17 protein-coding genes are annotated in these 23,530 nt (G+C 63.3%); 10 read left to right on the forward strand and 7 right to left on the reverse strand.

Annotation, left to right across the window (positions count from 1 at the left end; genetic code table 11):
* Window positions 1–554: 554 nt before the first annotated feature.
* On the forward strand, window positions 555–1,388 hold the full coding sequence (locus U0L91_RS07220) for an MYG1 family protein (protein WP_330045627.1): 834 nt from the start codon (window positions 555–557) through the stop codon (window positions 1,386–1,388).
* Window positions 1,385–2,239, forward strand: a complete 855-nt coding sequence (locus U0L91_RS07225) for a GNAT family N-acetyltransferase (protein WP_330045628.1) — start codon at window positions 1,385–1,387, stop codon at window positions 2,237–2,239. Before U0L91_RS07220 ends, U0L91_RS07225 begins: the two co-directional genes overlap by 4 nt.
* A gap of 41 nt (window positions 2,240–2,280) precedes the next feature.
* On the opposite strand, the gene U0L91_RS07230 is transcribed toward U0L91_RS07225, so the two are convergent.
* The 5 genes from U0L91_RS07230 to uidA all read right to left on the reverse strand — a co-directional run bounded on the left by U0L91_RS07230 (window position 2,281) and on the right by uidA (window position 10,152).
* Window positions 2,281–2,796, reverse strand: a complete 516-nt coding sequence (locus U0L91_RS07230) for a YcxB family protein (RefSeq protein WP_330045629.1) — start codon at window positions 2,794–2,796, stop codon at window positions 2,281–2,283.
* Between the two features lie 151 nt (window positions 2,797–2,947).
* Window positions 2,948–4,318 (reverse strand): MATE family efflux transporter, encoded by a 1,371-nt coding sequence (locus U0L91_RS07235; RefSeq protein WP_330045630.1) that lies wholly within the window; start codon window positions 4,316–4,318, stop codon window positions 2,948–2,950.
* A 96-nt stretch (window positions 4,319–4,414) separates the two neighbouring features.
* On the reverse strand, window positions 4,415–5,941 hold the full coding sequence (locus tag U0L91_RS07240) for a beta-glucuronidase (RefSeq protein WP_330045632.1): 1,527 nt from the start codon (window positions 5,939–5,941) through the stop codon (window positions 4,415–4,417).
* A 26-nt stretch (window positions 5,942–5,967) separates the two neighbouring features.
* Window positions 5,968–8,217, reverse strand: a complete 2,250-nt coding sequence (locus tag U0L91_RS07245) for a glycoside hydrolase family 3 N-terminal domain-containing protein (RefSeq protein WP_330045634.1) — start codon at window positions 8,215–8,217, stop codon at window positions 5,968–5,970.
* A gap of 111 nt (window positions 8,218–8,328) precedes the next feature.
* Window positions 8,329–10,152, reverse strand: a complete 1,824-nt coding sequence (gene uidA, locus U0L91_RS07250) for a beta-glucuronidase (protein WP_330045636.1) — start codon at window positions 10,150–10,152, stop codon at window positions 8,329–8,331.
* A 464-nt stretch (window positions 10,153–10,616) separates the two neighbouring features.
* Here uidA and U0L91_RS07255 point away from each other — a divergent pair, with 464 nt between their 5' ends.
* From U0L91_RS07255 to ftsH, 4 genes are all read left to right on the forward strand, one after another.
* Window positions 10,617–12,248, forward strand: coding sequence for an MFS transporter (locus U0L91_RS07255; RefSeq protein WP_330045638.1), 1,632 nt, complete (start codon window positions 10,617–10,619; stop codon window positions 12,246–12,248).
* Window positions 12,249–12,381: 133 nt separating this feature from the next.
* The gene (locus tag U0L91_RS07260; protein ID WP_330045639.1) at window positions 12,382–12,834 is read left to right on the forward strand and encodes a TM2 domain-containing protein; all 453 of its coding nucleotides are present in this window, start codon (window positions 12,382–12,384) and stop codon (window positions 12,832–12,834) included.
* Window positions 12,835–12,862: 28 nt separating this feature from the next.
* Window positions 12,863–14,071 carry a helix-turn-helix transcriptional regulator gene (locus U0L91_RS07265; protein ID WP_330045642.1) on the forward strand — a complete coding sequence of 403 codons (1,209 nt, stop codon included), beginning with the start codon at window positions 12,863–12,865 and terminating at the stop codon, window positions 14,069–14,071.
* A gap of 126 nt (window positions 14,072–14,197) precedes the next feature.
* On the forward strand, window positions 14,198–16,051 hold the full coding sequence (gene ftsH, locus U0L91_RS07270; protein ID WP_330045644.1) for an ATP-dependent zinc metalloprotease FtsH: 1,854 nt from the start codon (window positions 14,198–14,200) through the stop codon (window positions 16,049–16,051).
* Window positions 16,052–16,130: 79 nt separating this feature from the next.
* Here ftsH and U0L91_RS07275 read toward each other — a convergent pair whose 3' ends face one another.
* Together U0L91_RS07275 and U0L91_RS07280 are read right to left on the reverse strand one after the other, a co-directional pair.
* Window positions 16,131–16,829 carry a response regulator transcription factor gene (locus U0L91_RS07275; RefSeq protein ID WP_330045646.1) on the reverse strand — a complete coding sequence of 233 codons (699 nt, stop codon included), beginning with the start codon at window positions 16,827–16,829 and terminating at the stop codon, window positions 16,131–16,133.
* Window positions 16,795–17,922, reverse strand: a complete 1,128-nt coding sequence (locus tag U0L91_RS07280; RefSeq protein WP_330045648.1) for a sensor histidine kinase — start codon at window positions 17,920–17,922, stop codon at window positions 16,795–16,797. Before U0L91_RS07280 ends, U0L91_RS07275 begins: the two co-directional genes overlap by 35 nt.
* Window positions 17,923–18,158: 236 nt before the next feature.
* Here U0L91_RS07280 and U0L91_RS07285 point away from each other — a divergent pair, with 236 nt between their 5' ends.
* From U0L91_RS07285 to U0L91_RS07300, 4 genes are read left to right on the forward strand one after another with little or no spacing between them, the layout of a single operon-like run.
* Window positions 18,159–19,142 (forward strand): NAD-dependent 4,6-dehydratase LegB, encoded by a 984-nt coding sequence (locus tag U0L91_RS07285; RefSeq protein ID WP_330045649.1) that lies wholly within the window; start codon window positions 18,159–18,161, stop codon window positions 19,140–19,142.
* An 11-nt stretch (window positions 19,143–19,153) separates the two neighbouring features.
* Entirely contained in the window at window positions 19,154–20,800 is a 1,647-nt protein-coding gene (locus U0L91_RS07290; protein ID WP_330045652.1) for a DUF2142 domain-containing protein, read from the forward strand.
* Window positions 20,801–20,827: 27 nt separating this feature from the next.
* The gene (locus tag U0L91_RS07295; protein ID WP_330045654.1) at window positions 20,828–22,840 is read left to right on the forward strand and encodes a hypothetical protein; all 2,013 of its coding nucleotides are present in this window, start codon (window positions 20,828–20,830) and stop codon (window positions 22,838–22,840) included.
* The gene (locus U0L91_RS07300; RefSeq protein ID WP_330045655.1) at window positions 22,837–23,517 is read left to right on the forward strand and encodes a hypothetical protein; all 681 of its coding nucleotides are present in this window, start codon (window positions 22,837–22,839) and stop codon (window positions 23,515–23,517) included. The genes U0L91_RS07295 and U0L91_RS07300 overlap by 4 nt, the downstream gene beginning before the upstream one ends.
* Window positions 23,518–23,530 lie beyond the last annotated feature (13 nt).

Here is a 23,530-nt window from a genome sequence, read left to right on the forward strand (position 1 = left end):
CGTATGTTTGATTGTTTGCATGATGATTCCGTTTCCTTTACCGTATGCGTGTTGAATGTGAGCACGATACATTAGTATACCATATCCGGAACAAAAAAGAAAGAGCCATTCCCCATTGTCCTGATCCCGGGATTGGCGGATGGTCCTGACCTGCGGCACAAGTACCCAAAATGCAGGGGACAGCACCCCCATTGCACTTCCATAAGAACGTGACACAGGCGAAACACCATCTGAGGCATCCGCCTTTTCCTCAAATTGTGTGATGGATTTCTTTCCGGTGGTATGCTATGCTGAAAAGAGAACGACCGAGGAACAAGCTGCAGGTGTGGCCGGTGACGAAGCAGACAATTTTCCGTATAAGGCAGTGGTTGCCCAAGAAAACGGGCTTGCGGCGTTCCCGCAAGACAAAGGAAGGGATGTCGTGCGGAACCATTCGGAGTCCGGCGAAGATGAAACGGACCTTCCCCCACACAAATCGAAATCAGGAACCCCCATTTACCGCGGCTGCGATTCATGCTATAATAGGAAAACATCGAAACACGGAGGCACAGACCATGAAAATTCCGGCAAAAGGCTTTACCCACGGCGGCAAGTTCCACGCGGACGACGTATTCGCGACGGCGCTGCTGCAGATTGTGCGGCCCGACATCAAGGTGACCCGCGGCTTTGTGGTGCCGGACGGGTTTGACGGTATTGTCTACGATGTGGGCGGCGGCATGTTTGACCACCATTCCGAACCGCGGGAATGCCGTCCCAACGGCGTGCCCTACGCGGCGTTCGGTCTGCTGTGGCGGCTGCTCGGCGCCCAGCTGGTGGGGGCGCACCAGGCGCGTCTGCTCGATGAGAACTTCATCCAGCCCCTCGACCAGAACGACAATACCGGCGAACCCAACTCGCTGGCCGACGCGATCGGCAGCTTCAACCCGGTGTGGGATTCCCACGACGACCCCGACGCCTGTTTCTGGCGGGCGGTTCCCTTTGCGCGCCAGGTGCTGGAAAACGAGATTGCCGCCGCCAACGCGGTCAACCGCGCCGACGAGACGGTCCAGCGCGCCTACCGCAATTCCCGGGACGGCATTGTGGTGCTGCCCGACTATATGCCCTGGAAGAACGGCCTGTACAAGACCGATGCGCTCTTTGTGGTCTATCCCAGCCAGCGCGGCGGGTACAGTGCGCAGTGCGTCACCGACTACAAGACCCGGCGCAGCAAGGTGCCCTTCCCGCCGGCCTGGGCCGGACAGCCCGCCGATGTCCTGCGGGAGAAAAGTGGTCTGGCGCTGAATTTCTGCCATCCGAGTCGGTTCCTCATTACGGCGGAGGACAAAGCCACCGCCATCGAGGCCTGCCGCCGCGCGCTGCGTGCCGCCGGGCGGCCGGTGAGCGAATGACCGGGCGGATGGGGCAGTGCCCCTCGGCGGCGCAGGACCGGCTGCCGGTGCCGCCCGCAGCCTGGGCCTACATGGTGCGGTGCGCCGACGGGTCGCTCTATGCGGGCTGGACGACCGATCTGGCCCGGCGGCTGCGCGCCCATCGCACCGGCCGGGGCGGCGCACGCTACACCCGGGCCCATGGGGCGGTGCGGCTGGCCTACGCCGAGCGGTGTGCCGACCGCCCGGCCGCGCTGCGCCGGGAAGCCGCCCTCAAAAAGCTGGACAAGCCCGCCAAGGAGGCGCTGGCGGCAGCGTGGAGCGCCGCCCACACCATCACCCTGCGGGAGGCGACGCTGGACGATGCGCCCGCCGTCAACGAGCTGTACAGCTGGTATGTCACCCACAGCACGGCGACCTTCCAGTATGGGGTCCCGACGCTGGAAGAGCAGCAGCAGAGCATGGCCGCGGCCATCGCGGCGGCGCCCTTTCTGCTGGCCGAGGATGCCGCGGGACATCTGTGTGGCTATGCCTGCGCCCATCCCTGGCATACCCGGGAGGCCTACGCCTGGGATGTCGAGCTGACCATCTACTGTGACCCCGACTGCATCGGGCAGGGGGTGGGCGGCAAGCTCTACACGGCATTGCTGGCCCGGCTGCGGGAGCAGGGGTACTGCAACGCCGTGGCGCTGGTGGCCCATCCCAACCCCGAGAGCGAGGCCTTCCACCGGGCGCTGGGATTCCGCAAGGTGGGCACCGAGCCGCGCACCGGCTACAAGTTCGGCACCTGGCTGGACCTGCAGTACTGGTGGATGGCCCTGCGGGACGGCACCGAACCCCCTGCGCCGGTCCGCCTGCCCGACGAGAGATAAGAGAAGCCTGACCGGCCGGACGCACTGCGCCCGGCCGTTTGTCATGCCACCCGCACGACGGACTGGCCGGTGGCGGTCTCCAGAAAACGGCGGAATTCCTCCGGCGTGCCGCCCTGCAGATGCTGCTTGTCATAGAGCTGGGCATGGCTGGCGCTGAAGATCAGGACAAAAAAGCCGTCGGTTTCGGCGATCTGCAGGATTTTGTCGTACTTCCATTCGGTGCGGCCGACCTCTGTCGTGGTGACAAAGCCGCTTTCCGAAAAGACCGTCACGGCGGTCTCGGTGCCGCGCAGCAGGCGGCGGCTTGCCGCAAAGCCGTTGATGCGGTCCTCCAGCAGCAGGGCGGCCACAACCGCGAGGGCGGCGGCCGCGGTGACGATGGTCCGCAGATCGGGGGCAAAGCCGTCCGCCAGGAGAAGCAGGACCGCCAGCACGACAACCACCCACCCGAAAAGATGGGAGCGGCGGCTGTGCGCTTTCCGGACGGTCTTGCGCAGGGCGCGGGCCATGACGGTCATGGTGGCGGCGTTGTAGTGCGTTTCAAAGGTGAATTCCATCAGACAACCTCCTTGGTGGGATTTTCTGCCCTCAGTGTACTACATCGGGCGAAGATTGCCAACCGGGACGCAGAAAAAAGAACGCAGAACAGAAAACAGCGGGCGGGAAGCCTTCGGCTTCCCGCCCGCTGTCCGGTTTACAGGGACGGTCTCAGACCTTTTTGGGACCCTGCTTCAGGATGCGGTTGAAGCGGGTGAAGAACGCCGTGCAGGTGACCATGGCGGCGATGATGTCGCTGATCGGCTCGGCCAGAAAGACGGCAAAGACCTTGTCGGACAGGACGAGCGGCAGCAGGAAGATCAGCGGAATCAGCAGGATCAGTTTGCGCAGGCAGGCCATGAGCAGGCTGATCTTAGCCTGGCCGAGGGCCACAAAGCCCTGCTGGCAGGCGACCTGGAAGCCCGTCGAGAAGATGCCGGCCATGTAGATCCGCATCGCCCAGACCGTGTAGTCCACCAGCTGGGCGTCGTTGTTGAAGATCTGCACAAACAGATGGGGAACCAGCATGAGCAGCGCCCAGAACACCGCCGCGTAGGACACGCAGGCGATGAACTGCCAGCGGAACGCCTCCTTGACGCGATCCGGCTTGCCGGCGCCGAAGTTGAAGCTGATGATGGGCTGGCCGCCCTGGCAGACGCCCTGGATGGGCATGCTGATGAGCTGCGAAACGCTGGTGATGATGGTCATGGCGCCCACCGCGAGGTCGCCGCCGTAGCGGGACAGGCTGGAGTTGAAGCTGATCGAGAGGATGCTCTCGGTGGCGATCATGACGAAGGAGGAGACACCCAGCGCCAGACAGGGCAGGATGACTTTGGGAACGATGCGCAGGTAGGCGCGGCGCAGATGCAGGCGGGTGCGCTTGCCGGTCAGGAACCGAAGCACCCAGACGGCGCTGACGCCCTGGCTGATGACGGTGGCGATGGCGGCGCCGCGCACCCCCATGCCGAACACGAAGATGAACAGCGGGTCCAGCACGATGTTGCACACCGCACCGATGACGGTGGTCAGCATGCTGAAGGTGGCAAAGCCCTGGGTGGTCACAAAGGTGTTCATGCCCAGCACGACCATCACAAAGAGGCTGCCCAGCACATAGATGCGGGTGTAGTCGAGGGCGTAGGGCAGGGTGTTTTCGCTGGCGCCGAACATCACGAGCAGCGGCGGCGCAAAGATGTAGAACACCACGGTCAGGATCAGCGCCAGGATGACCAGCAGGCTGAAACAGTTGCCCATGATGCGCTCGGCGCTGCGGTCATCCTTCTGGCCCATGGCGATGGCCGCCCGGGGCGCGCCGCCCGAACCGCAGAGCATGGCAAAGGCGTTGACCAGCATCAGAATGGGCATGCACAGACCCACGCCGGTCAGGGCCGTGGCGCCGATGCCCTCGATGTGGCCGATGTAGATCCGGTCCACGATGTTGTACAGCAGGTTGATGATCTGCGCAACCACGGCGGGCAGTGCCAGATTGAAAAGCAGTTTGGGAACGCTGCCGGTCCCCATGTTTTCGGTTTGCGTTGCGGCCATAAAAGGCGCCTCCTTTTGGCAAGTAAAACGGGGACAGCCGCGCAGGACTGCCCCCGTTTCTCCTATTGTAGGCGAGAGCTCAGAGCATGTCAAGCATCAGGCCTGACCGTCCACCACCACGAAGGTGCAGGTCGCGGGCGCCAGTTCCAGCTTGCCGGCCGGTACCCGCACGGGGTCCATGGCGGGCATGGCCAGATCCTCGCCCAGCACGAGCGGAACACCGTTGCACTGCATGACCGACGCACGCAGCGACTCCGCGCTCAGCGTGTAGACATCCGCAGCCGCAGGCAGCTCGGCGGTGGTCGTGTCGGTCAGGGAGTTGTTGATGATCAGGTAGGCGACGCCGGGTTTGCCGTCGGCGCGGGAATGGGCGTAGACGTGGGCGCCTTCACGGATTTCCTCGCCGGAATCGTAGACCGTGCGGCCCATCAGACGGTTCCACAGCACCACGGCAAAGTAGTTGGGCCGGGGATCAAAGGCCTCGGGCTTCAGATAGCCGTAGTCGCTGGAAGCCAGCGTGTTGTGGAAGATGACGCCGGTCGTCACGGTCGAGAAGCCGCCCAGCTCGTTGAGGGTGCGCAGCACATCCAGGTAGGTGGAGGCCCAGGTATCGCCGCCGCCGCCCGCATCGCCGGACTCGGTGACCCACATCTCGCCGCCGGGGCAGTACTTGTCGCGGAACGGCGCATTCAGGCGTGCCATCGTCGGCGCCACGGCCAGGTAGGCCTCGGTGTGGGCCTTGTCGGCGGGCCAGTGCGCGGCCGGCATCAGCGAGGCAAGACGCTCCGAGACGCCGTTGTAGTAGTGGTAGCTGTACACGTCCAGCGCTTCGCGGGCGCCGTCCATCAGCTCGTCGGTGGAGCAGGAATCCAGCACGTCGGCCACACCGCCGCCGCCCTTCTTCTGCTCTTCCTCGTCGCCGATCACGCCCACCGTCGTGCAGGGGCCGACCAGGCGGCACTCAGGATAGTTGGCGCGCACCCAGTGGAAGAAGGCATCCTGGTCACGCACATAGTCGGCCGGGGTGTAGCCCTTGGGGGCGCCGCTGTAAGACAGCATGTTGGGCTCGTTCATGAACTCGGCGGCCTCGATGGGCACACCGTATTCGCGGCTCAGCGCAAAGATCTGCTCGGCCTGGCTGGGGTTCCAGGGCTCGTCGGCGCTGTGCAGGCCCTCGCAGTTGGCGACCGAGATCAGCAGCTTGGCGCCGATGTCGCGGCAGAAATCCAGAACGCCGAGCCACTGCTCACGGGTCAGCACGGCGTTGTAGCCGGCGGGCGCCTTGCCGCCCGTCGTGCCGTCAAAGTCATAGTAGGTCTTGGTGGACCAGGTGCCCGACACCCGCACCCAGGCGGGGCCGATGCGCTTGGCCAGCGTGCGCAGCTTGGGGCTGGCCAGGTCGATGGGCGGATTGAACTGCATCAGATCCATCATCGCGGTGGCGTTGGCCAGCGTGGTCAGCCGGGCAAAGGGCTCGGTGCCGGCAATCTGGCCGGGGGTGTAGGCTTTCCAGAAGGTGCCGCCCGTGACTTCGGTCATCTCCACGTTGTAGGAGACCAGCCGCTCGTTGGCGGTGCGCAGCTCTTTCAGGCCGTTGGCGGCCAGCGTAACAAATTGAGCCATGGTAGTTTCCTTTCTCGGGCCGGAAATCAGTAGTGCAGCCCGAATCCGTATTCGTAGTAGTTGCCGGCGGCGTCGCGGTAGGCGTAGGCCTTGCCGTTCTCATCCTTGAGGGAATCCGGCAGATACTGGTCCTTGTCAAAGCCGGGCACGTCGTTGGGGCTGATGCAGACGCCGTCGGCGTTCACAGCCAGCACCGCGTCGCCGCGCGGCAGGGTCAGCGGCAGTTTGCCGACCGGCGCGAACCGGCCCAGCATCACATCGACGGTGGCGTCGGGGTAGGTGTCAAAGCCGGCGGTCATCGCGTCGCTGACCGATTCCAGATTGCCAACCTCCCAGGCCAGCGTGATGTTCAGGTTGGAGATGACCTTGCCGCCGCGTGCGTGGACGGCCTTGGCGATCTCGGCAATGCGGCCCATGCCGGTGACGGTGGTCTCCTCGTGGGTTTCGGCCACCGGTTTGCCGTCCTCGTTGACGTTGTGCACGGTCTTGCCCTCGCACAGATCCAGCTCCAGATAGCCCGGCGTGGCGTTGAAGTAGGCGCCGGACTGCGGCGTGACAAACAGGATCGCGTAGTCCGCCTGGGCGGGATCGTCGGTCAGATCAAAGTCCTTGAGCAGCTCGCGCAGCTTGGCGGTGGACTGCTCGGACAGCCGCGGGTCCTTGTGGAAGGCCTCGGCATACAGGCGGCGGCCGGCGGTCTTTTCGGCGGTCAGGGGCAGGGTGCCGTCGTTCTTGAGCAGCACAACGCTCTCCCGGTGCACGCGGGCGGCCTCGTCCCAGTCCGCCTTGTTGGCCACGACCTTCTCGGCCTCGGCGGGATCGCGGAAGGGATCGTCCACCATGCCGACCTCGAACATCTCGGTCATCGTGCGGGTCACGGCGCGGGTCAGCGCCTCGTCGGTCAGCACCAGCTCGTCGGCCGTGAAGCCCTCCGGCACCGGATGGGTGTCATAGTAGCCGTTGGTGGCGCGGTTGTAGGCTTCCAGGGCGGCGTCGCTGTCAAAGATGCCGCTGATGATGTCCACGCCGGAATGGTTCACCGCAAAGCCGATGCGCTCGGGGATGTCCAGCATCTCGACGCCCCAGGCCATGTTGCGGGAAATGCCGGAATCCGAGTTGATATAGCCGCGGAATCCCAGCTGGCCGCGCAGGATCGTGTCGATGAAATACTTGTTGTAGGCGAAGCCGTAGGGCTCGAAGTCAATGACGTTGCCCTCGATGTCGGTCTGCGGGGCGCTCTTGGCGGCCGCGGGCTTGGAGTAGTAGGGCATGATCGAGGAGGTGTTGCACTCCACGGCCGCGCGGAAGGGCGGCATATGGTACTTCTCCAGGCTGCCCTCGGTCGCGTAGACGTTCCACTGGCCGGCGGCATAGTGGGGGTCAAAGCCGTTTTCACGCGCGCCGCCGCCCGGGAAGTGCTTGGTCGTCACGGCCACGCCGTCCTTGGTCACGCCGTCGGGGCTGCCCTGGATGCCCGGCACCAGATGGCGCATGATCTCGCTGATCAGGGCGGGGTCCTCGCCGAAGGTGCCGTAGGTGCGCTGCCAGCGCGGGTCCGAAACGGTGTCGGCCATATACATATAGCCCTTGCGCATGCCGCAGGCATTCCACTCGCGGCGGACCGTGTCGGCAAACTTGTCGATGATGTCGATGCGCCCGGTGCCCTTGACGGCCGCCGCGATGCCCAGCGTGCCCGGCCAGGTGGCCAGCACACCGAAGGCGTCGTTCATGCCGAAGACGACCTCGCCGTTCTCGTTGCGGGAGTTGGAGGTGGCGGACATGGGCAGATAGTGCTCACATTCCTCGCAGACCGCGTTGACCTGGTTGATCCAGTCCGCCAGATCGGTGGGGGTGGCGTTGGCGCGCAGGATGACATGGCGGTAGAAGGATTCCTTGAGCATCTGGGTGGTGCTGATGACGTGCTGCAGACCGAAAATGGACGGCACATCGCACTCGGTCTCGTCCAGGATGCCGGTCTCGTCATAGACGGGCTTGTCGATCTTGGGGGCGTTGGGGCCGGCGGCCGGGTACTTGCCCATCCGCCAGTCCGCGACAAACAGCTGGGCCAGCTTTTCGTGCACGGTCAGCTTGGCCGCATAGGCGGCGGCGCGCTCGGCGGCGGGCAGACGCCAGTCGTTGACGGCGCTCACTTCGCCGGAACCGTCAATGTCCTTGAACACCAGGCCGTCGCGCTCGATGACCCGGCGGTTGACGGTCGAGATCACGGCGCCGCCCTCGTTGCGGTAGACTTTGATATGATCCGATGCTTTGGGCATAAGAAAACTCCTTTCTGCAAAACGATATCCCTTCCGCCGCTGCGGCGGGATAAAATCCAAAGGAGCGGGCGCACGCCGAGGGTGCGCCCGCCGTGTGTGCGGAACAGAGAATCAGCAGCCGCTCTTGTAGTCCAGCGGCAGAGTGGTCCAGCGTGTGCGGAAGTGGAAGGCGGCATCCTTGGGCTGACGCTGACGGGTGAAGATGCCCTTCTTGTTGCCGTTGGCGCGCATGATGCCCTCGGTGGTCTGGAAGTCTGCAAAGTTCCAGACCAGCTCGCCCTGCACAAAGTCGTAGCTGTCAAAGACGTTGTGGTTCATATCCAGGTACTCGTTCTGGTACTCCTGGCTCCACATGACGCTGGGCAGCTTGTGCTCGCCGGGCAGGGTGTCGGCGCCGTACTCGGTGAAGATCATCGGCCGGCCGTTCAGGACCTTGGCCCAGCCGTCCATCTCGCGGCGGAAGGCAGCCTCGGCATCCACAATGCCCATGCCGCCCATCACATACCAGCCGTAGTAGCGGTTCAGGCTGATGAAATCGGCGAACTGCTGGCCCTTGCTGGTGTCGGGCAGGCTGCTCATGACGATGGCGTAGGTGCGCGGGCGCTTCTGCGGGTCCATCGCACGGGCCAGGTCAAACAGCGGCTTGAAGTAGGCCTCGGTGCCCTCGCTGGTGCACTGGGGCTCGTTGAGGATGCTCCAGGCGATGACCGAAGCATGGTTCTTGTCGCGGGTGATCATGTCGGCCAGCGCCGCCTTGTGGTTCTCGAGCAGCTGGGGAGTGGTGTCCTTCTCAAAGAAGCCGACCTTCTTGCCGTTGCCCTGGTTGGCGGCCAGGAAGTTCATCGTGCTCTCCAGGAAGCCGACGGCCGGGACCTCGTCGATGATCAGGAAGCCTTCCTGGTCGGCCATCTGGTACAGCTCCTCGGCGTAGGGATAATGGCTGGTGCGGAAGCAGTTGGCACCGATCCACTTCATGCACTCGTAGTCGCGCTTGACGGTGGCCAGATCCAGGCCGCGGCCGCGGATGTCGGCGTCCTCGTGCTTGCCGAAGCCGCGCAGGTAGACCGGCTTGCCGTTGAGCAGGAAGTGGCCGTCGCGGATCTCAAAGGTGCGGATGCCGATCTTGTCGGTGTATTCGTCGATGATGTCGCTGCCGTCGGCGATGCGCACCACGAGGGTGTACAGGTAGGCGGCGTGGACGTTCCACAGCTTGGCGTCGGCGACCTTCAGGGTGCCGGTGCGGCCGGCGGCCTCGGCGACCTTGGTGCAGCCGTCGTACAGCTCGACGGTCACATCGTGGGTGCCGTTGGTGATGACCGAGTAATCCACCTCGGCGCCGCCCTCGACCAGGCGATGCACGACCGAGTAGTCCAGCACGCGCTCCTTGGGCAGGGCGGTCAGCTTGACGGGACGATGGATGCCGGCGTAGTTGTAGAAGTCAAAGTAAGGCGCGGCAACCTTGCGGCCGTTGGACAGGGTGGCCGTCTGGCCGGCGGGCAGCATATGCTCGTTGAGCTCGTTGTTGAGCAGCACGGCCAGGTGGTTGTACTGGTTGTAGCGCACAATGTCGGTCACGGTGGCGTCAAAGGGCAGGAAGCCGCCCTCGTGGCTGGCCACTTCGATGCCGTTGACAAAGACGCGGGCGCGGTGGGTCGCCGAACCGAAGCGGATCAGCACGTCGCGGCCGGACCACTCGCCGGGAACAAAGAAGTCCGTCTCATACCAGAAGTCGCCGCAGTACTCGCGGCTCTCCTTGTCGGTAAAGAAATCGCAGAAGGAAGCGGGGACCGGCATCGAGACCGGCGCAGGCAGGCCGTTGGCCCAGCCGGCATCCACACCGGCGCTCTCGGGGTCGAACTGGAATTTCCACATGCCGTCCAGGCTCACGGCCCGGCGGGACACGGAAGAAACGGGATACAGCAGGGACTTGTCCATAGCAGGAACCTCCTATTATTCTGAAATGATTTGCATGACCTGCACGCGGTCACTCTTCACGTTACCGTCATTATTACATAAAAATTCGGAATTCTGTTAGTAGAATTTTTTGATAAAACCGGAATTTCCCCAGAATATTCCGCCGCGTTCCGACCGCTCCGGCGCGGCTTCCTTCCTAATTAAAAGAAAGCGGAATCCGGCGGGTAGCGCGACCGGTTCTGAAATTGAACGGGTATACAAATTACACAAAAAAATAATCGGGAAAGGAAACCGTTTGTTGAAAAACTGTAAAATTTTCCGGTTTCACCTAAAAATATTCCTAACGGAAAACCCGCCAGAAGTTCATAAAAAAGTCACAATTTGTGCGGGGCTGACCACTGCAAACCTTGCGGCGCCCGCATTTCACCGGCAGCGGCCAGACCCTGGCAGGGATGACCACGCCCCACTCGCGAAAGGAGAAATACATGTCTAAGCAACCCCTTGATGACAAGGCGTCTGGCATCCATCGCGCCAGAACATGGGAGATCGGATTCTTCTCCCTGAACAACATGTCCACCAACCTGTACATGCTGCTCATGAACTCCATTTCTTACTACCTGGTCGGTGTCGTCGGCGTCGGCGTCGTTCTGGCCGGCTCCATCGTCACCCTGATGCGTATCTGGGACGGCGTGACGGACCCGTTCGTCGGCATGATCGTCGACAAGACCAATACCAAGTTCGGTAAGAACCGTCCGTTCATCGTGATCGGCGAAGTCATTCTGTTCGCGACCACCTATGTGATGTTCCATGTGATCCCCACGGTTCCCACGGCCGCGCGGTTCGTCACCTTCATCATCCTCTACATGGTCTACATCATCGGCTACACCTGCCAGTGTGTCGTTACCAAGAGCGCCCAGACCTGCCTGACCAACGATCCTGCTCAGCGCCCGGTCTTCGCAATGTTCGACTCGATCTTCGTGACGGTCGTCTTCAGCCTGCTGTGGCCCGTCCTCCTCTCCACCTCCCTGATCCCCAACTACACCCTGAACATGGCGGAGCATGCCGATAAGATCAACGCCTTCATCGCGCAGAACCCCAACCTGGCCAACTGCCTCACCGAGAGCAACGGCGTTCAGGTGCTGTCCGGCTTCTACAACCCCGAGATGTGGTACGCCATGCAGCTGGGCCTCGGCGGCGTTGCTGCCATTCTGGCTGTGCTGGCCATCATCGGTATCTCCCGTAAGGACCGTCTGGAGTACTTCGGCCTCGGCACCGAGCAGAAGGTCGGCTTCAAGGATTACGTCGACGTTCTGGCGCACAACCGCGGCATCCAGATGCTGGTTGTCTCCGCTTCCACCGATAAGCTCGCTTCTTCCTGCAAATCCAACACCACCGTTATGGTCTGCTTGTGGGGTATCTTGTTCGGCAACTACGCCATGTATTCCTCCAACTCCGTCATCACGGTTATCCCCATCCTGGTTGTCACGCTGCTCCTCATGAACAGTGTTGCCCGCAAGATGGGCCAGAAGAAGGCCCTGCTGATCGGTACCTACGGTTCCATGATCTTTGCCGCCATCTCCGCCATCATGATGGTCGTCGGCGCCAACAAGGGCTATATGCAGATGCCCACCGTCTCCCTGACCAGCCCCGCCAGCTGGCTGACCCTCTTCGTTCCTTCCAACTGGAGCTTCTTCGGCGTGATCTGGGTGGTCGTTGCCATCCTGCTCGGCGCCTTCAACAACATGGCCGGCAACATCGTCATCCCGATGACCGCCGACTGCGCCGACTACGAAGTCTATCGTACCGGCCGCTACGTCCCCGGCCTGATGGGCACGCTGTTCAGCTTTGTTGACAAGCTGGTCTCCTCCCTGGCTTCCACCCTGGTTGCCGTCTGCTTCGCAGCGATCGGCTTCTCCCAGGTCCTGCCCACCGTTGAGACCCCGTACAGCACCGGCATCCTCTTTGCCAGCATTATGTGCTTCGTCGGCTTCTCCATGATCGGCTGGCTGTGCAACATCATCTCGATGCACTTCTACCCGCTGACCAAGGAAAAGATGGAAGAGATCGAGTCCGAGATCGCCCGTATCAAGGCGGAGCAGGGCGCTGCCAAAGCGTAATCTTCCACAAAAAGCATAGGACACTTTTGGCAATTCCAACAAAAGGACCCTGAACTTGACCCCCGCGGGTTCCCGCCCGCGGGGGTTTGTGTTATACTATACAAATGATCATCCCGAGAGAGGTAACAAAACTATGGCAAAAGGCAAATATCGTGACAAGCGGGACCGCGCCGAACAGAAGCGTGACAAGGACATGGTCTGGGTCTTCGACAAGGAGGACATCAAGGGCCGCGACCCCAACGAGGTGACGCCGGCCCAGCTGGCAGACAAGGACTTCGAGCGCCAGGCAGCCGCCAACGCCGCCGGCGAGGAGGACGAGGTGTTCGGGTTCTGGGGCAAGGTCTACAACCTGATGAACCGGTACGAGGCCCATATGCCCCACGCTTCGGTCAACAAGCGCACCTACCTGATCCTGCTGGTGCTGCTGGGCTGGGCGGGCGGCCATCGCTACTACGAGCGCCGCTGGATGCTGGGCCTGCTCTACACCGTGTTCTGCTGGACAGGCCTGCCTCTTGCCATGTGCGTCGTCGATGCCATGATCATCATTCCCAAGAAGGCGGATGAGAACGGCAGGGTGACCATGTGATTTCCCCGAAGAAAGGAGCCTTTTGCGTATGCAGGTGGATCCTCTGCAGGTCCTGACCAGGATCATGGCGGCCCAGAACATCAACTCGATGCGGGTCACCCCTCCCTTTGAAGGACTGGAAAACTTTGACTACGGTCTTCGCAAAGCGCTGGACCCGTATTTTGACTGGCAGGAATTCGGCAATCTGCTGCTGAGTTCGGTGCCGGAAAATACCCTTGTCTATGCCGAGGGCACCTTTGAACTGCATTTTGCGCTCTTCCGCGTCCCGGACGAGAAGGATACGGTCTTTCTCATCGGGCCGTGGACGACGGGACGCCGCAGCGAAAAACAGAGGGAATGGACGCTGCACAACATCGGCGAGGCTGGCGAGGCCGCCGTGCAGGACTACTACAACGGCGTGCGGATCATCTCGGACAGCGGCTTCATCATGACCATCGAGGCGGTGGTCAGCATGATTTTCCCCAGCGACGAGTTCAGCATCCAGGAAGTCAAGGAGTTCCTGCCCCTCAATTTCCATCCCGATGTCCGCTATTTCAACGAACCGGCCTTCCAGCTCGAGATCCCCGTCGCCATGCTGGAGGAACGCTACGAAAACGAGGCCCGCATCATGGGCGCGGTCTCCCGCGGGGACCCCGACGCGGCCATGGCGGCCTACCATGCGATGGGCCGCTTCACCTACGGCGACCGGCTGACCGGCAACCTTTACCAGATCAAGAACCGGATGATTATTCTCAACACCCTGCTGCGCAAGGCCATCGAGGTCAGCAAGGTGCATCCGTACTATATCGACAAGATCTCGGCCCGGTACTCCAATATCATTGAAAATATGTCGATGGGCGATGAAAAACAGCTCGGCTACGATATGCTGCGGGAATACTGCGCCTATGTGCGCCGCTATTCGCTGCGGGACTATTCGCCGCTGGTCCAGAAGGTCATCAACCACATCAACCTCAACCTGGGCAGCCAGCTCTCCCTCAAGAGCCTGGCCGCCATGTGCTTCATCAGCCCGTCCTACCTGTCCAACCTGTTCAAGCAGGAGACCGGCACCACCCTCATCGACTATATCAACACCCAGCGCATCCAGCGCGCCGCCAAAATCCTCATCCGCACCGACAAGAGCATCGCCGCGGTGGCGGAACAGGTGGGCATCCTCGACGTGAACTATTTCACCAAGATGTTCAAGAAATCGATGGGCACCACGCCCACCCAATACCGGCGGGAACACTGGCACGAGTAACCGGATTATTTCCAACTTTTTCATGGGCAGTTCACGGCGCGTTCATCTTTGTGGGGTAGGATACCTTCCAACGGGACAGGATCCCAGTGATCCGCCCCGTTCTGACTGAATTTGGAGGAATGTATCATGCAGGAAACCCAGCAACCCAGGAACCCCAAAAAGACATTGGGCGTTGCCTATCTTGTGATCTTTGTGATTGCGATGCTGGTCAATTTCTGGATTTTCCCCGCCATGCTGGATAACCAGGTGCAGCAGGTGGACTACGGCACCTTCCTGTCCATGCTGGAAGACGGCAAGCTCTCCACGGTGGAAATCGAGGATCAGCAGATTTATTTTGTCGACAAGGACCAGACGTCCTACAAGACCAACGCGATCCCCCAGGATCTGGACCTTGTCAATCGTCTGGAAGCCGCCGGCGTCCAGTTCGGCAAGGTGTACCAGCAGCGGACCTGGCTGGATACCCTCTTCGGCTGGGTGCTGACCCTGCTGCCGATGATCATCATGATGGTGCTGCTCAACTGGTTCATGCGCCGTCAGATGCAGAAGATGAACGGCGGTGCCAACAGTATGCTGTTCGGCGGCGGGAAATCCGGCGCCAAGCAATATGTGGTCGAGCAGGGCGAGGCCATCCGGTTTGCCGACGTGGCCGGTGAGGACGAGGCCAAGGAAAGCCTGCAGGAGATCGTGGATTTCCTGCACAACCCCAAGAAGTACGAGGAAGTCGGCGCCAAGATGCCCAAGGGCGTGCTGCTTGTCGGCCCTCCGGGCACCGGCAAGACGCTGCTGGCCCGCGCCGTGGCCGGCGAGGCCGGCGTTCCCTTCTTCAGCATTGCCGGCTCGGAATTTGTCGAGATGTTCGTCGGCATGGGCGCGTCCAAAGTGCGTGACCTCTTCAAGCAGGCAAGCGAAAAAGCACCCTGCATCGTCTTTATTGATGAGATTGATACGATCGGCAAAAAGCGTGACGGTGCCACCGGCATGGGCGGCAACGACGAGCGCGAACAGACGCTCAACCAGCTGCTGACCGAGATGGACGGCTTTGACGCCACCAAGGGCGTCATCATTCTGGCGGCCACCAACCGGCCCGAATCGCTGGACCCCGCGCTGACCCGTCCCGGCCGGTTTGACCGCCGCGTTCCCGTCGAGCTTCCCGACCTCAAGGGCCGCGAGAGCATCCTGCGGCTGCATGCCGCCAAGGTCAAGGTCGGACCCGACTGTGACTTTGCCAACGTCGCGCGGATGACCCCCGGCGCTTCCGGCGCCGAGCTGGCCAACATCATCAACGAGGCGGCACTCAGCGCGGTCCGTCACGGCCGCCGCGCCGTCACCCAGTACGACCTGCAGGAGGCCGTCGATACCATCCTGGCCGGTGCGCAGAAGAAGAACAAGATCCTCACCGACCGCGAAAAGTGCATCGTCGCCTACCACGAGGTGGGCCATGCGATGGTGGCGGCCCTGCAGTCCCACACCGCCCCGGTGCAGAAAATCACGATTGTGCCCCGCACCTCCGGCGCGCTGGGCTTCACAATGCAGGTGGAGGACGGCGACCACACGCTGCTGACCCGCGAGGAGATCCTGGCCAAGATTGCCACCTTCACGGGCGGTCGTGCGGCCGAGGAAGTCGTCTTCGGCTCGGTCACCACCGGCGCTTCCAACGACATCGAGCAGGCCACCAAGCTGGCCCGCGCCATGATCACCCGCTACGGCATGACCGACGACTTTGACATGGTCGCGCTGGAAACCGTCAACAACGCCTATCTGGGCGGCGACGCCAGCCTGGCCTGCAGCAGCGACACCGCGGCCACGGTGGACCGCAAGGTGGTTGAGGTCGTCAAACAGCAGCACGAGAAAGCCCGCAAACTCCTGGAGGAGAACCGTCCCAAACTGGATGAGATCGCCAAGTATCTCTATGAGAAGGAGACCATCACCGGCGAGGAGTTCATGCGCATCCTGACCGCCCAGCCGCAGCTGACGGCCTGATTCCCGCAAAACAAGGCACCCCTGCCCGTACCGCAAAGAACCGCGGTCCCGGCAGGGGTGCCTTTTGGTTTGTGAGAAGTCAGCGGCGGATCATCCGGTATCCGACGCCGATGTGGGTCTGGATGTACTGGGGATGGCTCGGATCGGCCTCCAGCTTTTTGCGCAGCGTCGCCATAAAGACCCGCAGCGACGGCGTGTCGGACGCCGACGGACTGCCCCAGACCTCGTTGAGCAGGTAGTTGTGGGTCAGCACCTTGCCGGTGTTCTTGGCCAGCACGCAGAGCAGCTTGTACTCGATGGGGGTCAGGTGAATCTCCACCCCGCCGCGGTAGACGCAGCCCGCCGCGTAGTCAATCCGCAGCTCGCCGTTCTCATACACGCTGGCCTCGGCGCCCGAGCGGGCACTGTCGTACCGCACGCGGCGCAGCGCCACCCGCAGCCGTGCCAGCAGCTCCTCGACGCTGAAGGGCTTGGTCAGATAATCGTCCGCCCCGGCGTCCAGCGCGGCCACCTTGTCGGAGTCGTCGCTGCGGGCCGACACCACCAGAATCGGCATATTGCTCCAGCCGCGGATCTTGCGGATGATCTCCACGCCGTCCATGTCGGGCAGACCCAGGTCGAGCAGCATCACGTCGGGACGGCTGGAAACGGCGTCCAGCAGCGCCCCGGCCCCATTCTGGGCGCGGTGGTACTGGTAATTCTGGGTCTCCAGCGCCGTGGCAATCAGCCGCGAAACGGCAATATCATCCTCCACAACAAGAATCAGCGGTTTGTTCATCAACAGTCACCTCGGATAACGGTAAAGTAAAGCGAAAACAGGCGCCGTGGGGCGCTACGTTGTGTTCTTCGATCTCGCCGCCGTGGGCCGCCACGATGGACCGGCAGAGTGCCAGCCCCAGGCCCAGGCCGCGCTGCCCGTCGCCGCGGGCATTGTTGACCGTGTAGAACATCTCAAACAGCGACGCGCGGCTCTCCTCCGGCACGCCGGGCCCGTCGTCCGTCACGGACACCACGACCCGGTCGCCCTCGGCCCGCGCCGAGAGCTCGATGTGGGACCCCGGCGGCGTGTACTTGACGGCGTTGTTCAGCAGGTTGACCAGCACCTGCACAATGAGCTGGGCGTCCATCCGGGCCATCCGCAGCTCGTCGTCCAGCTGCACGGTCAGATGGTGCTCCGACGCACTGCGGTCCAGATGGGTCATCGCCTCGTCAAAGACCTCCTGCAGCAGCTCGGGCTGGATGTGCAGCCGGACCGCATCGTTCTCCATCCGGGTGATGGAGAGCAGGTTTTCCACCAGATGCAGCAGCCACATCGAATCGTCGTAGATCGCGGCATACAGGCTCTGCCGCTTCGCCTCGTCCATCCGGGCGCTGTTCTCGATCAGCAGCGAGGTGTTGCCCGAAATGCCGGTCAGCGGCGTGCGCAGATCATGGCTGATGCTGCGCAGCAGGTTGGACCGCAGCTGTTCCTGCCGGGCGGCGGCCTCCATCCGGGCGCGCTCGCGGTTGGCCCGCTCCCGCTCCATCGCCTGCTTCTTGACGCTGCCCGTCAGCGACGAGATCAGCAGCGTGGCCACCAGCATGACGCCCAGCGTCACATAATCGCTGGGCTGGCTGCGGAACTTCCACAACGGGTCGGTGAACAGATAATTCACGAGCAGCACCGACGCCACCGACGCCAGCAGACAGTATACCCGCCCCGAGGTGAACATCGCAATGCAGACAATGCCCACAATATACACCATGATAAAGTTCGCCGCCGTGAAGCCCAGCCAGAACAGAACGTAGGAGACCAGCGTGCAGAGCCCCAGGATGCCGAAGGTGCGTGCAAAATCCGCCGCAGAGGTTTTCAGATTGGGATTCTGGGGCATAGGGCGGCTTCCTTTCCGGAACGGAATATTTTTTTCATTATAACATAAAACGCATTTTTTTGACAGAAACCGCCCAATTCTTAATGCAATCTTAATGCAAAAACCGTTCGTTCCGCCCGCCCCGTCCGCCCCGGCAGAGGGCACTATTTTGCGCGATGAGTTGAATTTCCCCCCGGAATCGGTTATACTGTTTTGTAATAAAATGGAATGAGTCCCCGCAAAAGGAGTGTTCGCTTATGTCACATACAGTCATGGTCACCGGCGCCGATGGGTTTATCGGCAGCCATCTGGCGGAGGAGCTGGTCCGCAGCGGTGAGAAGGTGCGCGCCTTCTGCCTGTACAATTCCTTCGGTTCCCTGGGCTGGATCGACACCCTGCCCCCCGAGATCCGCAACGAGATGGACATCTTCATGGGCGACGTGCGCGACCCCAACGGCGTGCGCACCGCCATGCGCGGCCAGGAACGGGTGTTCCACCTGGCGGCGCTGATCGCGATTCCCTTCTCCTACCACAGCCCGGACAGCTATGTGGATACCAACATCAAGGGCACCCTCAACGTCCTCAACGCGGCGCGGGAGCTGGGCACCCAGCGGGTCATGGTGACCTCCACCAGTGAGGTCTACGGCACCGCCAAGTATGTGCCCATCGACGAGAATCATCCCTTCCAGGGCCAGAGCCCCTACTCGGCCACCAAGATCGGCGCCGACCGCCTGGCCGAGAGCTTTTACCGCAGCTTTGACCTGCCGGTGTCCATCGTGCGGCCCTTCAACACCTACGGCCCGCGCCAGAGCGGACGGGCCATCATCCCCACCATCATCACCCAGCTGCTGGCCGGCCAGAAGGAGATCCGCCTGGGCAGCCTGACGCCCACCCGCGACTTCAACTATGTCAAGGACACGGCCCACGGCTTCATGGCCATCGCGGACTGCGACGAGGCCATCGGCCAGGAGCTGAACATTGCCACCGGCCAGGAGCACTCCATCGGCGACCTGGCCCACGAGCTGATCGCCCAGATCAACCCCGAGGCCACCATCGTCTGTGAGGCCGAGCGTCTGCGCCCCGAAAAGAGCGAGGTCAACCGCCTGCTGGGCGATTCCACCAAGCTGCGTCGGCTGACCGGCTGGGCGCCCCAGTACACCTTTGAGCAGGGCCTGGCCGAGACCATCGAGTTCCTGCGCGGCAACCTGGACCAGTACAAGGTGGGCGAGTATATCCTGTAAATGGGGGAACTATGTCGGCTTCGACACTCAAAAAAATCCGGGCGCTGCTCCCGGTGCCTGCGGCGGCCCTGCTGGGCGTGCTGTGGGCCTATTACTGGCGGGTGTTTTTCTATCTCGACACCCGCATCGCGCCGCTGACCGTCACGGTGTGCTGCGTGGCCTTTGCCGAGCTCTGCCTGCTGGCCGCCTGGCTCATCCGGCGGTTTGTGCCGGGCTTTGCGCGGCGCGGCGCGGTCTGCATCCTTGCGTGCGGGCTGGTTTTTGCCTTTGCCAACCCGCCGCTGCAAACCCCCGACGAGGCGGACCATTATCTGCGCACCTACGCGATCTCGCAGGGACATTTCGACTTTGACGCCGCCCGCACCTATCCCGATGACGTGGCGGCGCTGCTGCGGGCCTTTCCGGGCGCCTGGGTCAATGCCAACACCTCGGCCGGCGTGGGCACCGACCCCGACACCGGCGCCGAAAAGCCCTACAACACGGCGGGCTATGCCCTCAAACAGTACGGCAGCGACGGGGCCATCCTGAGCCCCGCCGACAGTTTTGCCCGCTATTTTTCGGGGGCGGAGGCCGGCGGCGACCCGGTCACCGAGCCGGTCAGCTTCCTGATCGTGCCGTTCCTGCCCGGGGCACTCGGCATGGCGCTGGCCCGGCTGCTGGGCGGCGGGGCGCTGGCCTGCCTGTACGGCGGACGGATCGTCAACCTGCTGGCCTACACGCTGCTCTGCGCGCTGGCCCTGCACAAGGCCGACAAAATGCGGCCTGTGTTTTTGTGCATCATGCTGCTGCCCATCTCGCTCTTCCTGGGGGCTTCGCTGAGCTATGACGCCACCCTGCTGGGCTGTTACTATCTGATGCTGGCCCTGCTGACCCGCGAACAGTGGGACACGCCCACCGCCGCCCTCTATGCGGCGGCCTGCATCTATGTCAATATCGCCAAACCGTACCTGAACCTTTTGTGGATTGTGCCCGTGGCGCTGGTGACGGCGCGGCAATGGCGGGCGCGCGGCCGCCGCTGGCAGTGGATGCTCGGCATGGCGGCCGGGGCGCTGGCCGTCACGATGCTGGTGGAATGGTACGGCACGGTGTTCCGGTTCCACTATCCGGTCATCGAGCGGCAGGGCGGGTCCACCGTCAACGGCGGGCAGCAGCTGGCCTTTGTGCTGTCCAACCCGCTGCGCACGCTGGCGGTGTTCTGGGGAACCCTGACCGAAAACGACTTCTTTGTGGGCCAGCTCGGCCTGTTCGGCTGGAAGGATATGCCGATCAGCTTTCTGAACCTGACCGGCCCGCTGCTGCTGGCAGCCGCGGCGCTGCTGGCCGCGGCGCCCGAACCCGGCCCGGGACGCCGGCGGATGGGGGGCATGACCCTCTTTGCGCTGGTCTATCTGGCCGGGGCCATGGCGGCCATGTATATCACCTACACGCCGGTGGGCATGGTGCGCATTGTCGGATTGCAGACGCGGTATTTCCTGCCGGTCTGGCTGACGCTGACCCTGGCGGCGGCGGTGCTGCTGCGCCGGACCGTCCGCCCGGCCCTCTCCCCGCAGCGGGCGGCGGCGGTGGCCGTGCCGCTCTTTTCCGGCTACGCCCTGCTTGGCGCGGTGCTTCTGTTCCAACACTACTATGTAGGACCGATCTACACGATCCCGGCCTGATCCCGGCAGAAAGGTGGTGTCTGCGCCTTGCAGATCGCATTCGGTTTGCTCTTCATCCTGTTTTTCTCGGCTGTCTGCCTCTGCGTGGCGGCCTGCACCAACTACGACGCGGCGGCCCTGCCGCTGCCGGTGCTGTCCGGCGCCGTCGTCGTGCTCTACCTGTTCGGGCTCCTCGGCCCGCTGCAATACGGCCGCTTTGCGGTGTTTGCCATCCTGCTGGCCTGCGGCGTCTATTTCGGCGTGCGGGCCGGGGCCAGGGCAATCCGCCGCGCTGCGCGCAGCCCCGGGTTCCTGCTCTTTGTGGGCGGGGCCTGTTTCCTCTGGCTGCTGCTGGGCATCCTGCAGCCGATGTTCACCCAGTGGGATGAATTCACGGCCTGGGGCCTCGCACCCAAGATGGTGGCGGAGCGCGCCTGCCTGTATGTCGCAGACCCCGTCAACCTGACGGCGAGCTTTACCTACCCGGGGACCAGTCTGGTCTCCTTCCTGTTCCAGTTCCCCGGTGCCCCCTTCAGCGAGTGGGCCTGCCTGGCATCGCTGGACATCCTGGCCCTGGCCTGCCTGGCCCCGGCGGCCTCGCTGCCCCGCAGCCGGTGGGCCACCGCCGTGCCGATCTTTGCGGCGGGCTTTCTGCTGCCCTTCTTTTTCAGCGTGCTGCCCGCCGGCACCCCCTCCACGGTCTACCGCAGCGCGATGGCCGACACGCCGCTCGCCATGCTGTTCGGCGGCACGGTCTGCCTGTACCGCGCCGTGGGCGGACGCCGCAGCGGCTATGCCGCCTGTGCGCTGCCGCTGGCCGTGCTGACCATGACCAAGGATATGGGCTTTGCCTATGCGCTGATGGCGGCCTTTCTGATCCTCGCGGACCGGGCCGCCGGCTTCCGCCCCGCCCGCCGCCGTCCGCTGCGGCTGCTGGGCTGTGCGGCGCTGCGCATCGCCGTGCCGGTTGTGCCGGTGCTGGCGGTCTTTCTGAGCTGGAACCGCTATACCGCCGCCGTCACCCCCACCGCCGACACGGCCGCCGCCGTGGGCAGCGAGGGGCTCAGCTACGGCGCCGTGCTGGCCGGGGGCCTGCGTCAGCTCGCGGGCCTGGACCGGCAGCCCCGCTTTGCCCAGATCATGGGGGCGATGGCCCGGGCGCTGGTGGAACGCCGCGTCTGCCTGCTCGGCGCCCCGGCGGTTGCGCTGGTCTGCATTGCGCTGCTCTACGGCGCGGCCGCCCTGGCTTCGCCGCGGGGCGTCCAGCGCCGCCGCGTCGTGACCGAGTTCGTGGCAGGCGCTTTCTGCTTTGCCGCCCTCTATGCCTTCCACCTGATCCTCTACTACTACAATTTCTCGGAGGCCGAGGGCAATGCCCTCAAGGACTACGAGCGCTACCTCTCGCCCTACCTGATCGGCTGGATGCTGGCGGGACTCTGTGTGCTGGGCCGGGCGGCCTGCGTGTCGGACAGCGCGCGGGCACGGCTGGGCCGGGCGGCCTCGGCGCTGGCCTGTGCGGCGGTGCTGCTCGTCTTTGCCTGGCGGGGGATTCCGGCGTCGGGCTTCTGGTCCGACGACAACAGCCTGTACACGCTGCGGGCCGATGTCAAGGCCCGGGCGGCCTGCATGAACACCGTGCTGGACTGGCCCGACCGGGTGCTGGTCATCAGTCAGGGGGACGACGCCACCCGCTGGTATTATTACAAGTATGAGCTGACCGCCAAGGTCGTCAACGGCTACGGCGGAACCTGGTGGGGGAATGACGACTATTCCAGCCGCTGGGATTCGGATTTCATGAACCTGGTCGAGAGCCTCAACTGGGATCTGTACGACTTTGAGGCGGTCTGCACGGTGGATTCGCTGACCGCCTATATGGAAGAGAAGAACATCGGCTATCTGCTCATCGACCGGGCGGACGACTACCTCGAGCGGGAGTTCAGCAGCCGGTTCGAGGGCGGCCTGACCGCCGATATGCCGGCGACGCTCTACCGGTTTGAGGGCCGCAACGCCCCGATTGCCTTCACGCCGGTGGCCCGTGCGGAAAGCGGGGTGGAGTCATGAAGGAAAATCGCACCGCACGGCGGGGCACATCCGCCCGCCGCTGGCGTCCCCAGCAGCTGCTGGTGCTGGCCTACGCCGCCGCCGCGGCGCTCTGGCTGGCCTGGGTCTTTGCGGGCTGCGCCGTCATGCTCATCCACAAGGCGAACGGCACGATGCTGACGCGGACCATCGGCCCCGACGAGCTGGAATTCGAGAGCTTTGTCAGCTACGAGGACGACGAATGGCACACCCCGCCGGTGGACGAGCCGGGGTGGTATCTCTCCACCGACAATGACCCCCATATTTTCTGGCGGGGCGAGGCCTGGCTGGAGACCGTCCGGCTGGACGCGCTGCATTACCTGCCCCCGGGCGGCGTGACGCTGTACTATCTGCGCCCCGGCCAGACCGAATATTCCGAAACCCAGAAAGTCTTTGCCCGCGTCACGGGGGAAGGCTCCTACACCTTTGATCTCGGCGGCATTCTCGTGACGGGACTGCGCATCGACCCCGACGGGGTGGGCGGCGTCCCCACCAAGCTGACCGGCATCGAACTCAACCCGCCCCAGCCCTGGTATCTGCGCTTCCTGCCCGACGGCGGGCAGTGGCTGATCCTGCTGTTCCTGCCGCCCGTGGCGGCATCCTATCTGGGCCTGCTGGCCGAACTGCCCCGCCGCAAAAAGGGACAGGACAGCCGCTGACCCCCACATTTCT

It is taken from the genome of Gemmiger sp., assembly GCF_036306485.1.
In the GTDB taxonomy this organism is placed as follows: Bacteria; Bacillota; Clostridia; order Oscillospirales; family Ruminococcaceae; genus Gemmiger.

Bases quoted from the DNA above. Each gene is read 5' to 3' on its own strand.
- U0L91_RS07220 (WP_330045627.1), top strand. From the start codon at position 555: ATGAAAATTCCGGCAAAAGGCTTTACCCACGGCGGCAAGTTCCACGCG.
- U0L91_RS07260 (WP_330045639.1), top strand. From the start codon at position 12,382: ATGGCAAAAGGCAAATATCGTGACAAGCGGGACCGCGCCGAACAGAAG.
- U0L91_RS07290 (WP_330045652.1), top strand. From the start codon at position 19,154: ATGTCGGCTTCGACACTCAAAAAAATCCGGGCGCTGCTCCCGGTGCCT.
- U0L91_RS07300 (WP_330045655.1), top strand. From the start codon at position 22,837: ATGAAGGAAAATCGCACCGCACGGCGGGGCACATCCGCCCGCCGCTGG.
- U0L91_RS07230 (WP_330045629.1), bottom strand. From the start codon at position 2,796: ATGGAATTCACCTTTGAAACGCACTACAACGCCGCCACCATGACCGTC.
- U0L91_RS07255 (WP_330045638.1), top strand. From the start codon at position 10,617: ATGTCTAAGCAACCCCTTGATGACAAGGCGTCTGGCATCCATCGCGCC.
- U0L91_RS07280 (WP_330045648.1), bottom strand. From the start codon at position 17,922: ATGCCCCAGAATCCCAATCTGAAAACCTCTGCGGCGGATTTTGCACGC.
- ftsH (WP_330045644.1), top strand. From the start codon at position 14,198: ATGCAGGAAACCCAGCAACCCAGGAACCCCAAAAAGACATTGGGCGTT.
- U0L91_RS07275 (WP_330045646.1), bottom strand. From the start codon at position 16,829: ATGAACAAACCGCTGATTCTTGTTGTGGAGGATGATATTGCCGTTTCG.
- U0L91_RS07265 (WP_330045642.1), top strand. From the start codon at position 12,863: ATGCAGGTGGATCCTCTGCAGGTCCTGACCAGGATCATGGCGGCCCAG.
- U0L91_RS07240 (WP_330045632.1), bottom strand. From the start codon at position 5,941: ATGGCTCAATTTGTTACGCTGGCCGCCAACGGCCTGAAAGAGCTGCGC.
- uidA (WP_330045636.1), bottom strand. From the start codon at position 10,152: ATGGACAAGTCCCTGCTGTATCCCGTTTCTTCCGTGTCCCGCCGGGCC.
- U0L91_RS07235 (WP_330045630.1), bottom strand. From the start codon at position 4,318: ATGGCCGCAACGCAAACCGAAAACATGGGGACCGGCAGCGTTCCCAAA.
- U0L91_RS07245 (WP_330045634.1), bottom strand. From the start codon at position 8,217: ATGCCCAAAGCATCGGATCATATCAAAGTCTACCGCAACGAGGGCGGC.
- U0L91_RS07225 (WP_330045628.1), top strand. From the start codon at position 1,385: ATGACCGGGCGGATGGGGCAGTGCCCCTCGGCGGCGCAGGACCGGCTG.
- U0L91_RS07285 (WP_330045649.1), top strand. From the start codon at position 18,159: ATGTCACATACAGTCATGGTCACCGGCGCCGATGGGTTTATCGGCAGC.